Annotated in this window: 14 protein-coding genes; 8 read left to right on the forward strand and 6 right to left on the reverse strand. The window is 65.5% G+C overall.

Annotated elements, in window-relative coordinates; all coding sequences use genetic code 11:
* Nucleotides 1-74: 74 nt before the first annotated feature.
* The gene (locus tag N2K98_RS05795) at nt 75-755 is read right to left on the reverse strand and encodes a M23 family metallopeptidase (protein ID WP_255866464.1); all 681 of its coding nucleotides are present in this window, start codon (nt 753-755) and stop codon (nt 75-77) included.
* 455 nt (nt 756-1,210) lie between these two features.
* Between N2K98_RS05795 and rpsB the strand changes: the two genes are divergently transcribed.
* From rpsB to N2K98_RS05825, 6 genes are all read left to right on the forward strand, one after another.
* A complete protein-coding gene (gene rpsB, locus N2K98_RS05800; protein ID WP_229953204.1) occupies nt 1,211-2,101 on the forward strand; it encodes a 30S ribosomal protein S2 in 891 nt (296 codons plus the stop codon).
* A gap of 128 nt (nt 2,102-2,229) precedes the next feature.
* On the forward strand, nt 2,230-3,069 hold the full coding sequence (tsf, locus tag N2K98_RS05805) for a translation elongation factor Ts (RefSeq protein ID WP_229953203.1): 840 nt from the start codon (nt 2,230-2,232) through the stop codon (nt 3,067-3,069).
* Nucleotides 3,070-3,219: 150 nt separating this feature from the next.
* The gene (gene pyrH / locus N2K98_RS05810; protein ID WP_308219743.1) at nt 3,220-3,939 is read left to right on the forward strand and encodes a UMP kinase; all 720 of its coding nucleotides are present in this window, start codon (nt 3,220-3,222) and stop codon (nt 3,937-3,939) included.
* 397 nt (nt 3,940-4,336) lie between these two features.
* The gene (frr, locus tag N2K98_RS05815) at nt 4,337-4,894 is read left to right on the forward strand and encodes a ribosome recycling factor (RefSeq protein WP_255798954.1); all 558 of its coding nucleotides are present in this window, start codon (nt 4,337-4,339) and stop codon (nt 4,892-4,894) included.
* A gap of 80 nt (nt 4,895-4,974) precedes the next feature.
* Entirely contained in the window at nt 4,975-5,862 is an 888-nt protein-coding gene (locus N2K98_RS05820; RefSeq protein ID WP_255798955.1) for a phosphatidate cytidylyltransferase, read from the forward strand.
* A gap of 173 nt (nt 5,863-6,035) precedes the next feature.
* Nucleotides 6,036-6,614 carry a DivIVA domain-containing protein gene (locus N2K98_RS05825; protein WP_229953200.1) on the forward strand — a complete coding sequence of 193 codons (579 nt, stop codon included), beginning with the start codon at nt 6,036-6,038 and terminating at the stop codon, nt 6,612-6,614.
* A 6-nt stretch (nt 6,615-6,620) separates the two neighbouring features.
* Here the strand turns inward: N2K98_RS05825 and N2K98_RS05830 are convergent, their stop codons facing one another.
* Genes N2K98_RS05830 through N2K98_RS05845 form a run of 4 tightly spaced genes read right to left on the reverse strand, consistent with a single transcriptional unit; the run spans nt 6,621 to nt 10,496 of the window.
* Nucleotides 6,621-8,123, reverse strand: coding sequence for a sodium/solute symporter (locus N2K98_RS05830; RefSeq protein WP_255866475.1), 1,503 nt, complete (start codon nt 8,121-8,123; stop codon nt 6,621-6,623).
* 27 nt (nt 8,124-8,150) lie between these two features.
* The gene (locus N2K98_RS05835) at nt 8,151-8,537 is read right to left on the reverse strand and encodes a DUF485 domain-containing protein (RefSeq protein WP_255798956.1); all 387 of its coding nucleotides are present in this window, start codon (nt 8,535-8,537) and stop codon (nt 8,151-8,153) included.
* The gene (locus N2K98_RS05840; RefSeq protein WP_255798957.1) at nt 8,534-9,274 is read right to left on the reverse strand and encodes a LytR/AlgR family response regulator transcription factor; all 741 of its coding nucleotides are present in this window, start codon (nt 9,272-9,274) and stop codon (nt 8,534-8,536) included. Before N2K98_RS05840 ends, N2K98_RS05835 begins: the two co-directional genes overlap by 4 nt.
* Nucleotides 9,275-9,284: 10 nt before the next feature.
* The gene (locus N2K98_RS05845) at nt 9,285-10,496 is read right to left on the reverse strand and encodes a sensor histidine kinase (protein ID WP_255866463.1); all 1,212 of its coding nucleotides are present in this window, start codon (nt 10,494-10,496) and stop codon (nt 9,285-9,287) included.
* A gap of 230 nt (nt 10,497-10,726) precedes the next feature.
* Here N2K98_RS05845 and N2K98_RS05850 point away from each other — a divergent pair, with 230 nt between their 5' ends.
* Nucleotides 10,727-11,098, forward strand: a complete 372-nt coding sequence (locus N2K98_RS05850) for a DUF485 domain-containing protein (protein WP_255798960.1) — start codon at nt 10,727-10,729, stop codon at nt 11,096-11,098.
* A 68-nt stretch (nt 11,099-11,166) separates the two neighbouring features.
* The gene (locus N2K98_RS05855) at nt 11,167-12,723 is read left to right on the forward strand and encodes a solute symporter family protein (RefSeq protein ID WP_257794686.1); all 1,557 of its coding nucleotides are present in this window, start codon (nt 11,167-11,169) and stop codon (nt 12,721-12,723) included.
* A gap of 32 nt (nt 12,724-12,755) precedes the next feature.
* On the opposite strand, the gene N2K98_RS05860 is transcribed toward N2K98_RS05855, so the two are convergent.
* Complete coding sequence (locus N2K98_RS05860; protein WP_255866462.1) at nt 12,756-13,295, reverse strand: Lrp/AsnC family transcriptional regulator; 540 nt, start codon at nt 13,293-13,295, stop codon at nt 12,756-12,758.
* Nucleotides 13,296-13,397: the final 102 nt, after the last annotated feature.

Below are 13,397 nucleotides of genomic sequence, written 5' to 3' on the forward strand. Positions count from 1 at the left end.
CAGGCAAGGAATCAACGTCCGCTAGACCAGCAAAGAACCCCGGCCGGATCCTGCAAAGGGTCCGGCCGGGACGTTTAACCGGGACGTTTAACCGGCCGTGCCGACGGCGGTACGGGACGGCGGTGCGGCCGGGTCGACGGCGGTGCTCGACGGCGGAGGATGCCGTGCGGGGTCGGTGCCGGGACATCGGCGGTATCGGAAGGCACCTGGCCTGACATCTGCTGAGTAGATCGCCCCACCGGAAGGAGTACCGAGGGCCGCCGGTCGGACACATAAGCGAGCGGATCCATGTACTCCCCGTTCAGTCGGACGCCCCAATGCATGCATCCCGGACCGCAGTGCGATCCCGCCCGGACGGACCCCACCGCCGTTCCCTTGGACACGACGGTGCCCACCGGCACGGAAGCCTCGACCGGTTCGAAACTGCTCTTCAAGCCACCCCCGTGGTCAATAGTCAGGACCGGCCGGTCCACCACCCGGCGGGCAAAAATGACGCGCCCGTCCGCAGGAGCCAGGACGGCGGAGCCCTCGGCGGCGGCGACGTCGATACCGCGGTGCCCCGCCAGCCATGGCTGGGCCGGGGGATCGAAGGGTCGGAGGAGGGCAGGCACCGGATCCAGTGGCCAGGTCCAGGGCGGGGAATAGGCAGTGGCACTGGCAGTGGCAGTGGCAGCAGAGTGCGGGCCGGCTGCCGCAGCCCCGGGGACAAAGACGGCCAATACCGCTGCGAGCAGCAGGGCATGTGTTCGCTTCATGGAGCAACAGTGCATCCACGCAGGCTTCCGTCGTGGATTCCCCGGAGCGCCCTGTGGGATTGCGGGGACCGGAAGCCGGGTGGGGAGGAAAGGACGACGCCGGATGGCAGGGGTCCGGCGCTGTAGTACACTTGACGGAGCAGCTTGCTGTGCCATGGGACCTGCCCGGACGTTTTAGTTCAGGACCGGTCCCGGGTTTCTCCGGCCGGATTCAGTCCACCGGGTTCAGCCCACAGGCACGGAAGCTGACTACGCGTATCCCAATTATCCCCGTCACCGGGGGTGCGTCTCCAACGGTCCGGCAAACGCCGGCAGGGGAAGCGCGCCGCAGCTCCTACGGGGCAGCGGCTGATGGATACCAGGAGCTTCGCCCGCCCGGGCGTACAGCTAAAACCGTCAATAGGCAGTAGGACCAGTGCGCCGTGCGCACGGCTGCTGCCGGAAGGAGTGACGACATGCCCGTCGTTACAATGCGCCAGCTGCTCGACAGCGGCGTTCACTTTGGTCACCAGACCCGCCGTTGGAACCCGAAGATGAAGCGTTTCATCTTCACCGAGCGCAACGGCATCTACATCATTGACCTGCAGCAGTCGCTGTCCTACATCGACCGTGCGTTCGAGTTCGTCAAGGCCACTGTGGCCCACGGCGGAACCGTCCTGTTCGTCGGTACTAAGAAGCAGGCACAGGAAGCTATCGCAGAGCAGGCCACCCGTGTTGGCCAGCCCTACGTCAACCAGCGCTGGCTCGGTGGCATGCTCACCAACTTCCAGACTGTCGCCAAGCGGATCCAGCGCATGAAGGAACTCGAAGAGATCAACTTCGAGGACGTCGCCGCTTCCGGTCACACCAAGAAGGAGCTGCTGCTCCTTCGTCGTGAACTGACGAAGCTGGAAACCAACCTCGGCGGTATCCGCAACCTGACCAAGGCTCCGTCCCTGCTCTGGATTGTTGACACGCAGAAGGAACACCTCGCCATTGACGAGGCCAAGAAGCTGAACATCCCCGTTGTTGCCATCCTCGACAGCAACTGCGACCCGGACGACGTCGACTTCCCGATCCCGGGCAACGACGACGCCATCCGCTCCGTGAACCTGCTGACGCGCGTCATTGCCGACGCCGTGGCCGAGGGCCTGATCGTCCGCCACAACAAGTCCGGCAACACGGAAGCCCCGGCCGAGCCGCTGGCCGAGTGGGAGCGCGAGCTCCTCGAAGGTGCTGCTGAGACCCCGGCCGCTGACGCCGCTGCTGAAGCTCCCGCTGCCGAAGCTGCTCCGGCCGCCGAAGCTCCCGCCGCTGACGTTGACGCCATCGTCGACGCCCCGGCAGCTGAAGTAACCGAGAAGTAAAGAACGTATTTCCTTAGTCCGGGGGAATTCATCCCCTGGACATGGGTTGTGGTGCGGCTGGCCGGTTTACCGGCCAGCCGCACTGGCAGAACCGCACCAATACTTATTACGGGAGGACTGGAGTCCAAATGGCGAACTACACTGCTGCTGATATCAAGGCACTGCGCGAGCGCACCGGCGCAGGCATGATGGATGTGAAGAAGGCTCTGGACGAGGCTAACGGCGATGCCGACAAGGCCATGGAGCTTATCCGCATCAAGGGCCTGAAGGGCGCGACCAAGCGTGAAGGCCGTTCCACCGCTGAAGGCCTGGTTGCCGCCAAGGTCATCGACGGCACGGTTGGCGTCATGATCGAACTCAACTGCGAGACCGACTTCGTTGCCAAGTCCCCGAAGTTCATCGAACTGGCGGACAAGGTCCTGGCCACGGCAGTTGAATCTGCTGCTGCCGACGCCGAAACCCTCCTCGCCTACAACGTCGACGGCAAGCCGCTGTCCGAGGTCGTAGTCGAAGAAGGCGCCATCCTGGGCGAGAAGGTTGTTGTCCGCCGCGTGGCACGCATCGAAGGCAAGACCGTTGATGCGTACCTGCACAAGACCTCCAAGGATCTTCCGGCGCAGGTCGGCGTGCTGTTCGCCGTTGACGGCGAAGGTGCAGAAGCCGCTACCGCCGCCCACGACGTGGCCGTGCACACCGCTGCATACGCTCCGACCTACCTGACCCGCGACGAAGTTCCGGCTGAAACGGTTGAGAACGAACGCCGCATCGCTGACGAGACGGCACGCGCCGAGGGCAAGCCCGAGGGCGCACTGCCGAAGATCGTTGAAGGCCGCCTGACCGGTTTCTTCAAGGAAATCGTCCTGGTGGACCAGCCGTTCGCCAAGGACGCCAAGAAGACCGTGGGCAAGGTTCTCGAAGAAGCCGGTGTTGCACCGGCCGGCTTCGCCCGCTTCCGTGTAGGCGCCTAATTAGTTAGGTAACAACGGTTTCGACGGAAACCTCATCATGACAAAGGGGGTGGTCACCACGGGTGACCACCCCTTTTGCCTGTCCAGAACAGCTCACTAGTCTTAAAGCAGCACCAGCACCTATGCCCGGGAGGCACAATGGCCCACGTATTGAAAGAAACCGATTCCCCGCGACGACGCGTCCTGCTGAAGCTCTCGGGAGAGGTGTTCGGCGGCGGCAAGCTCGGTGTGGATCCGGATACCGTGCGGGCAGTGGCCAAGCAGATCGCTGCAACCGTCGGCGAGGTTGAGGTGGCTATCGTCGTCGGCGGCGGCAACTTTTTCCGCGGTGCGGAGCTGTCCACCAGCGGCATGGACCGCTCCCGTGCGGACTACATGGGCATGCTCGGCACCGTGATGAACTGCCTCGCGCTGCAGGACTTCCTGGAGCAGGCCGGCGTCGAAACCCGTGTGCAGAGCGCCATCACCATGGGACAGGTGGCCGAGGCCTACATTCCGCGGCGCGCCATCCGGCACCTGGAAAAGGGCCGTGTGGTCATCTTCGGTGCCGGCGCAGGCCTGCCGTACTTCTCCACTGACACGGTGGCCGCCCAGCGTGCGCTGGAAGTCCACGCAGACGAGGTGCTGATGGCCAAGAGCGGAGTGGACGGTGTCTACACTGCCGATCCGAACAAGGATTCCACCGCAGTGCGGCTGGAGACCCTGACGTACGACGACGCCCTGCGCCAGGACATCCGCGTTATGGACCAGACGGCCATGACCATGTGCAAGGACAATGACCTGAACATGGTTGTCTTCGGCATGGAGGGTGAAGGGAACGTAACCCGCGCCCTCCGCGGCGAGAAGATCGGCACTATCGTTTCGAACTAGCGTTGGGCAGGTGGTCCCTGCGGGACCTGGAACGGCGGCAACGAAATCCCCTCGGCCGCAGGCGGCCTCCGGAATTTAAAGCCGCCTTCCTCCAGGTCCCTCCGGGACCGGACTGCACGCGCACCGGAAACGGCCCGGGCATTCCCGCTCCGCGGCCGGGGTCCGGACCGGGAGTGCGAGGCTCGGTGCAGGGAACCCGCACCCTTTTGCGCCGAAAGGGTTTCCCTACACCTCGCAGGCTCGGTGCAGGGAACCCGCACCCTTTTGCGCCGAAAGGGTTTCCCTACACCTCGCAGGCTCGGTGCAGGGAACCCGCACCCTTTTGGCTTAGGATGATATTAGAGTCCGGCCACTAAGCCGACAGCGCTTGGTGGACACTGTTTTATGAGGAGAGACCGTGATCGAAGACACCTTGAAAGAGGCCGCCGACAAGATGGACAAGGCGGTGGAAGTTGCTAAGGAGGACTTCGCCTCCGTCCGCACAGGCCGCGCCAACCCGGCACTGTTCAACCGGGTGCTGGTGGACTACTACGGTTCCCCGACGCAGCTGCAGCAGCTGGCATCCTTCGCCACTCCCGACGCCCGCACACTGCTCATCACCCCCTACGATGTCAGCGCCCTGCGTGCCATCGAACGGGCGCTGAGCGATTCCGAGGTCGGCGCCAACCCGTCCAACGACGGCAAGGTCATCCGGGTCATCATGCCGGAGCTGACGCAGGACCGCCGCAAGGAATACGTCAAGATCGTCCGCGGCAAGGCTGAGGACGCAAAGGTTTCCGTCCGCAACATCCGCCGCAAGGCCAAGGACGGCATCGACCGCCTGGTCAAGGACAGCGAGGTGGGCGAGGACGACGGCGCTCGTGCCGAAAAGGATCTCGATGCACTGACGAAGGCGCACACGGATTCCATCGACGAGCTCCTCAAGCGCAAGGAAGCCGAGCTTCTCGAGGTCTGATGAGTGACGCCCAGCCTCCAACCCAGGCTGGCGGTTCACCGTCCGTCGAGACAGTTCCGGCAGCAGCAAAGGCCAAGGACATGAGCGCAGCTGATCCAGGACAGGTCGGCGGACGCGCCGCCCGGGGCCGGCGCACTGCCGAGAAACCCGTAAAGGTCTCGCGTGCGGGACGTAACCTGCCTGCTGCCATCGCTGTCGGAGTGATCCTGCTCGGCTCACTGCTTAGCGGGCTGCTCTTTTTCCCGTTCGCCATCGTGATCATTGCAGTCGGTTTCGCTGCTGTCGGTGTCTGGGAAGTCAACCGTGCACTCGAAGTGCGCGGCATGAAAGTTCCGCAGGTGCCGGTGCTGGTCGGTTCCGTTGCGCTGCCGTTCGCGGCGTTCTTCGGCGGCACGGAAGCATTGGCGTTCGCGATGGTCGCCACGGCGGTGGCCATCCTCCTGTGGCGGAGCATCGACACCGCTGCCGAAGCGATCCAGAGCATTCTCGCGGGAATCTTCGTGGTTCTCTGGGTGCCGTTCCTGTTGAGCTTTGCGCTCTTGCTGCTGCGCGAGCCCGACGGGCAGGTCCGCGTTGCCGTGCTGCTCCTGCTCGTGGTCTCCAACGACACCTTCGGCTACCTCGTAGGTGCCTTCTTCGGCAAGCACCCGATGGCGCCCAAGATCAGCCCGAAGAAGTCGTGGGAAGGCTTTGCCGGCTCTGCCGTCGGCGCGGCCATCGTGGGCGTCGGCGCCGCAGTCCTGTTCCTGGACCAGCCCTGGTGGTTCGGCGTGGTGCTCGCTGTGGCGACAGTTGCCGCGGCCACCGCGGGCGACTTCTCCGAGTCGATGGTCAAGCGGGAACTCGGTGTGAAGGATATGTCCAACCTCCTGCCGGGACACGGCGGAGTAATGGACCGGCTGGACTCCGTGGTCTTCGCCTCCCCGGTGGTGTTCCTGCTGTCGGTGCTGCTCTCGACGGCTTCCTAGCAGGAGCAACCGTAACGGTCCGGCAACGGACGGTGTGCCGGATCACGTCCGAGGTACTGGCATCGTAAGATGTTTCAGAGTTTTCAGACGATGCCCGGCAGGAGCCCTGTAGGGCCAACCGGTTCCAGCGGCAATCACTGCGCGGGGAAAAACCACAGAGGAACAATGTATTCATGGACGATGTGCGGCAGGCCAGTGCCCCTTTCGAACGCGTGGGACGACGGGACTACGGCTACAACATCCGCCAGGTCGATGAGTTCCTGACCAAGGCCAGGAACTACTACAACTCGGATTCCACCTCGGCTAATCCGGTGACCAGTGCGGACGTCCGGTCCATGGCCTTCGACCCGGCGAAGGGCGGTTACGAACCGCAGGCGGTGGACGCCGCACTGGACCGGCTGGAGGACGTTTTCGCCCAGCGGGAACGGGACCGCCTGATCGCCGACCGCGGCGAAGAAGCCTGGCTGCTGCAGATCGGGCGGATGTCCGCGGTCCTGAGGGCACGCCTGCACCGCAAGCCGGGGGAGCGGTTCCGCCGTCCCGGCAAGAAACGCGTCACCAGCTACAACGTCGAGGACGTTGACGCGCTGTGCAACGAACTGCTCGGATACTTCGAACATGACCGGCCCCTCAGCGTGGACGTGGTGCGCCGCGCCGTCTTCCGTGAGGCCAAGGGCGAGCAGGGCTACGAGGAAAGCCAGGTGGATGCCTTCCTCGACCGCGTGGTCGAACTGATGGCGTCCATAGACTAGGCAGGCCTAGCGCGCCCCTGTGCCGGTTCCCGGACGGGGCCGGTCCAGAGGTTCCGGCGTGTGCAGCTGCGCCATGAACTTCGCCGCCCCGTGCGGCGCTGATCCGGCGGTCAGCCGGGACACGACCACCATCACGGCAAACGCTGCGGGAACCGTCCAGGCTGCGGGCTGTTCAATCCAGGCGGGAACGCCGGCACCTGCCCGCGGCAGGATGGCCGCGGCGGCCATTGCCCCGCCGCACAGCAGCCCGCCGGTCAACATCCCGGCTCCGGCTCCGGCGGCCGTCAACCGCCGCCACCAGATTCCCAGCACCAACAGCGGACACAGCGTGGACGCGGTGAACGCGAACACCATTCCAATGCTCCCGGCCAGGGCGGAGGATTCGGTGAGCAGGGCAACGGCCAGCGGTACGACGGCGGCCAGCACCGCGGAGACGCGGAACCCGGACACACTCCCGCGGAAGAATTCCTGGCTGATCACGCCCGCCAGCGAGACCGTCAATCCGCTGCTGGTGGAGAGGAAGGCCGCGAAGGCGCCGGCCGTTACCAGCGCCGCCAGGAGATCCCCGGAGACGCCGTCGAACACCCGGCCCGGAAGTAGCAGCACCATCGAGTCTGCTGCTCCGCCGCCCGCCAGGTCCGGAGCATAGATCCTGCCCAGCACCCCGTAAGTGATCGGAAAGATGTAGAACAGGGACAGCAGGCCCAGGACAATCAGCGTGGTCCGCCGGGCCGAAGGTCCGTCGGGGTTGGTATAGAAGCGGACCAGCACGTGCGGCAGGCCCAGCGTGCCGCAGAGCAGCGCGATGCTCAGCGAAATGTTGCGGTACAGCGGGGCGTGGGTCTCCGGATTCAGTGCCTCCGCCAGGAGCTGGGTGCCGCCGTCGCCGGGCGGGCCGTCACCCGCGAGGCGGAAGAGGATAAACAGCACCGGTACGGCTATCGCCACCAGCTTCAGCCAGTACTGGAAAGCCTGGACAAAGGTGATGGAACGCATCCCTCCGGTTACCACGCTCAGGCAGACGACGCCGGTCACCACCAGGCAGCCGAGCCATGCAGGCAGCCCGGTGGTGATGCGCATGGTGAGGGCAGCGCCGTGCAGCTGCGGGACGATGTAGAGCCAGCCGATGGCGATCACCAACAGGCTGGTCAGGCGCCGCATCGGAAGGGATTCCAACCGGGCGGAGGCGAAGTCCGGAACGGTGTAGGCACCGGACCGGCGCAGCGGAGCCGCCACGAAGAGCAGGAGCATCAGGTAGCCGCCGGTATAGCCGATGGGGAACCAGAGCGCGTCCACGCCGGATGCGACAATCAGTCCGGCCACGCCCAGGAAACTCGCCGCGGAGAGGTATTCGCCTCCAATCGCCGAGGCATTCCACCAGGGTTTCACCGTCCGGGAGGCCACATAGAAGTCACTCGTGGTCCGCGAGACCCGCAGCCCGTAGAAACCGATCAGCAGAGTCGCTGCGGACACCAATGCCAGTGCCGTGTAGCCGATGCCCGGGCTCATGCCCGCGGCTACATCCCAGTCCACCGGCTACCGCCCGTCCACCAGGTCGCGGTAGCGGGTTTCGTTCCGCTGGGCACTGAGCACGTAAAGCAGTCCACAGCCGATCACCAGCGGGTAGACTCCGACGCCGAGCAGGATCCACGGCGCGGGCACCCCGAGGATCGACAGCTCGGCTATCACCGGCAGAAAGGCCAGCAGCACCGGCACGCTGAGCAGGATCAGCAGGAATCCGCCGCCCACCACCAGCGCCAGCCGGAGCTGGCTGCGGATCAGCGAGCCGATGATCAACTCGCCCACCTCGGACTGTTCGTCCAGTTCGCGCGAGACGGGGAACGGTGCTGCCCCCGTGCCGGGAGCGGTCACCCGGACCCGCTGGGGGACCGGGGCCGAACCGGGCATGGCGTCCCCGCTCATGGCGTGGGCCGAACCCGGCCGGCGTCAAGCGTGTTGCGCACGGCAGGCAGATGCCGGCGGCTGACCGGAAGGTCCACCTCGCCCAGCTGCACGCTTGCCCGACCTCCGCTCAGCCGCACCTGGCGGATATGGTTCCGGGACACCAGATAGGACCGGTGGATGCGGACAAACCCGGCGCCTGCCCACTGCTCTTCCAGATCCGCGAGGGGGACCCGGATCAGGTAGCTGGCCTCGGCCGTATGCAGCCGGGCATAGTCGCCCTGCGCCTGGACATAGCGGATGTCGCCGCGCGGGATGATCCTCGTCGTCGCGCCCTGGACCACGGTGACGACGTCGGCGTCCTCCGTCTCGGTATCGGCTGCGAGTTCGCAGATCCGGCGCACCGACTCGGACAAGCGCTCCGGCCGCACCGGCTTCAGCAGGTAGTCCAGGGCCGCAAGGTCAAAGGCCCGCAGCGCCTGGTCCTCGTCCGCGGTCACGAAGACGACGGCGGGCGGGCGCTGCCTGCGGCTCAGGGCCTTGGCGATCTCCAGCCCGGAGAGAGCCGGCATATGGATGTCGAGGAAGACGGCGTCGACGTCGCGGGCCTCGATCTCCTGCAGCGCCTGGGCGCCGCTGGAGGCCCGGTACACCGTACCGATCCGGGCATCCTGTCCCAGGAGATAGGCGAGTTCCTCGACGGCGGGGGCTTCGTCGTCGGCAACTACGACGGTGAGCGGCCGGAGGGGTTTGCGCATGGACAACAGATTACGCGTTCGTCGGGCGGTTCTCCGGCTGCGACTTGGGCACACGCATGGTGATCAGGGTGCCGGCGCCGGGAGCGGTGTCAATCACGAGGCCGTGGCTGTCGCCGTACACCTGCCGCAGCCGCACATCGACGTTGCGCAGGCCCACGTGGTCCCCGTCCGCATGCCCGGCCAACACGGAGCGCAGGTACTCGGGGTCCATTCCCACCCCGTTGTCCTCGATGGTGATCACCGCGTCCGCTCCGGCGTCGACGGCTGCAATGCTGATCCGCCCCTGTCCGTCCTTGGCTTCCAGGCCGTGGCGGACGGAGTTCTCCACCAGCGGCTGCAGGGACAGGAAGGGGATGACGGTTCCCAGCACTTCCGGGGCGATCTGCAGGGCCACCTTGAGCCGTTCCCCGAAGCGCGCACTTTCGAGCAGCAGATACCGGTCCACTGATTCCAGTTCCTGGGCGATGGTGGTGAAGTTGCCGTGCCGGCGGAAGGAATACCGGGTGAAATCGGCGAACTCGACCACCAGCTCCCGGGCGCGGGCCGGATCCGTATTGATGTAGGAAGCGATGGCGTTCAGGGAGTTGTAGATGAAGTGCGGACTGATCTGCGCGCGAAGCGCCCGCACTTCGGCCTCCATCAACTGCGCCCGTGAGGCATCCAGTTCCGCCAGCTCCACCTGTGTGGCGAGCCAGGCTGCCACTTCATTGGCTGCCCGGACCAGCCCGGCCCGGACCGTCGGGGCGAACACCGCCACCGTGCCCACCGTCTGGCCGTTGACCGGAAGCGGGGAGACCAGCAGTTCGCAGCCACTGTCCTGCAGGCCCAAGGCCCGCAGTGCTGCACCCCGGAAGACCCGCGTCCTGCCCGATTCCAGGACCAGTGCGGCGGCGGATAACAGCCGCTGGCGCCGGAACGGCGTGTCGTTCACGGAACCGTCCCATGCGAGTACCGCCGAGGCGTCGGTGATCACCAGGGTGTCGCAGTCCAGCAGGTCGCGCAGGTGCCGGCTGGCCTTGCGGGCCCCGGCCGGGGTCAGGCCCGCACGAAGATGAGCCGAGGCGAGCGACGCCGTATGCAGGGTCGCGTAGGTGGCCTGCTCGGCGTCGGACCCGAGGTCCCGCTGCGAGCGGCTGAGGCGGAAGCCAAGCGCGCCCACGGCCGCGATGGTCAGGACGGCGACGGCGCAGACCAGGGCTATATCGACGGCGGGACTGAGCATGCACCAACCCTAGCGGCCCGGCGGTCGTCCCGGCCGTTCAACACCGTTCGGCGCCGTCGAGCGCCGTTCACCGCACGGAACCAACCGTTCACCGACGGTTTGGCGCGGCAGGCAGACACCCGCGCGGGGACTGTAGGAAAGTGATGAGCGTCACAGCTTGCACAGCGTCGTGTCCTGACCTCCATAGGTGGATGCAGCGCGCGGAGCGGGCTCCCAACAGAGGAGGAACAATGGCTGAAGAGCAGCCGGTTTCACACGCTGCGCACCCGGAACAGGTGGATTTCCGGGAGGTCCAGAGCTCGCCTGAGTTCCAGGAACTGCGCAAGCGCCAGCGAAGCTTTATTTTCCCCATGGCCGTGGTTTTCCTGGTCTGGTATTTCGCGTACGTCCTTCTGGCGGACTACGCCCACGAATTCATGTCCACCCCGGTGATCGGCAACATCAACGTCGGCCTGATCCTGGGCCTGCTGCAGTTCGTCAGCACATTCGGTATCACCATGGCGTACGTCAGTTACGCCAACCGCAAGATGGATCCCATTGCGGCGGATCTCCGGCGCGACCTTGAGGCCCATGGAGTAAGCCGTCCGGAGGAGACCAAGTGAACACCCTGCACATTTCCGCCGCCACTGAGGTCACGGCCGAGTCCATTAAGGACACCGGCCTGCTGAACATGATCATCTTCGGCGTCTTCGTGGCCGTCACCCTCGTGGTGGTGCTGCGCGCGAGCCGCAACAATAAGACAGCGGCCGACTACTACGCCGCCGGCCGGTCCTTTACCGGGCCGCAGAACGGCACCGCCATTGCCGGCGATTACCTGTCCGCGGCCTCGTTCCTCGGCATCGTCGGGGCCATTGCAGTCAACGGCTATGACGGCTTCCTGTACTCCATCGGCTTCCTTGTCGCCTGGCTGGTGGCCCTGCTGCTGGTTGCTGAAATGCTCCGCAATACCGGCAAGTTCACCATGGCCGATGTGCTCTCCTTCCGGCTCAAGCAGCGCCCGGTCCGGATTGCGGCAGCCATCACCACCCTGGCCGTCTGCTTCTTCTACCTCCTGGCGCAGATGGCCGGCGCAGGCGGACTGGTCTCCCTGCTGATGGGCATCGACAGCAAGATCGGGCAGTCCCTGGTGATTACCGTCGTCGGCGCCCTGATGATCATTTACGTATTGATCGGCGGCATGAAGGGCACCACCTGGGTGCAGATCATCAAGGCCTTCCTGCTGATTGCCGGCGCGGCCATCATGACCGTCTGGGTCCTGGCCATGCACAACTTCAATCTCTCCGACCTGCTGGGGGCAGCGGTCGAAACCACCGGCAACCCCGCCATCCTGGATCCGGGGCTGCAGTACGGCAAGTCGGATACCTCCAAGCTGGACTTCGTCTCCCTCGGACTGGCACTGGTACTGGGCACCGCCGCCCTGCCGCACGTGCTGATGCGCTTCTACACGGTGCCCACCGCCAAGGAAGCCCGGCGCTCCGTTGTATGGGCCATCTGGCTGATCGGCATCTTCTACCTGTTCACCCTGGTCCTGGGCTACGGCGCTGCGGCGCTGATCGGCTCGGAGGCCATCAAGGGCGCTCCCGGCGGCGTGAACTCGGCAGCACCCCTGCTGGCGTTTGCGCTGGGCGGACCGGTGCTGCTGGGACTCATCTCCGCCGTCGCCTTCGCCACCATCCTGGCGGTGGTTGCTGGCCTGACCATCACCGCAGCGGCCTCCTTCGCCCACGACATCTACGCCAATGTCATCCGCAAGGGACAGGTGGACGCAGACGGAGAGGTCAAGGTAGCCCGAACCACTGTGGTGGTAATCGGCATCATCTCGATCCTGGGCGGTATCGGCGCGCAGGGGCAGAACGTAGCCTTCCTGGTGGCCCTGGCCTTCGCAGTGGCGGCCAGCGCCAACCTGCCGACCATCGTCTACTCGCTCTACTGGCGGAAGTTCTCCACCCAGGGTGCGCTGTGGAGCATGTACGGCGGCCTCGGATCCGCGATTGTGCTCATTGCGTTCTCGCCGGTTGTCTCCGGTGCGGAAACTTCAATGATCGCCGGCGCGGACTTCGACTGGTTCCCGCTGAACAACCCGGGAATCGTGTCCATCCCGCTGGCCTTCTTCCTGGGCTGGCTGGGTACCGTGCTGGATAAGAACACCGAATCCGCCATCAAGCAGGCGGAGATGGAAGTCCGGTCCCTGACCGGCGTCGGCGCCGAGAAGGCCGTCGACCACTAAGGGGCAACGGCCTCAGCAAAGGCAGGTTCCGCTCAGGCGGGGCCTGCCTTTGCCGTTGCCGGGGCCTGCTCCCGCCGTTCGGAGCCCGACGACGGCGGCTGCGGCAGTTGAGCGCCGCGGCGCAGCAGGGGAGCGGCGCGCAGGGGAATGAGTTCACCCATCGCCAGGTTGGTGTCGCAGCGCTGGACGCCTTCAACGGCGAGGATCTGCTTGTTGATGCGGAAAAGGTCTTCAGCGTCCGCCGCTACGACGCGCAGCAGGATGTCGGCGTCTCCGGTGAGGCCGTGGGCTTCGACAACTTCGGGCAGCCCGGCCAGGTCCTCGGTGATCCGCGCCAGGCTCGGCTGGTGGACATGGACATGCACAAACGCCATCAGGGGGTAACCGAGTGCGGCCGTGCTGATCCGGCGCTCAAACGGCAGGAACGCTCCCTTGCGTTCCAATCCTGCCAGCCGGGCCTGGACCGTATTGCGGGAGAGGCCGAGGACTGCAGCCAGGGCCACGGCCGTACGGGTTGAATCCTCCGCCAGGGCAAGGAGGAGGCGTAGGTCGGTGGTGTCGAGGGGCTGCATAGTGCGCAACGCTAGCACGGCGTTTTAGTCGTTTATAGGGCAGGATGCTCGGTCTTTGCGGGAATGGTTGTGCCGGGTGCTGAGTGTGAGTAGGGTCACATC

Source organism: Arthrobacter jinronghuae (assembly GCF_025244825.1).
Classification (GTDB): Bacteria; Actinomycetota; Actinomycetes; order Actinomycetales; family Micrococcaceae; genus Arthrobacter_B; species Arthrobacter_B jinronghuae.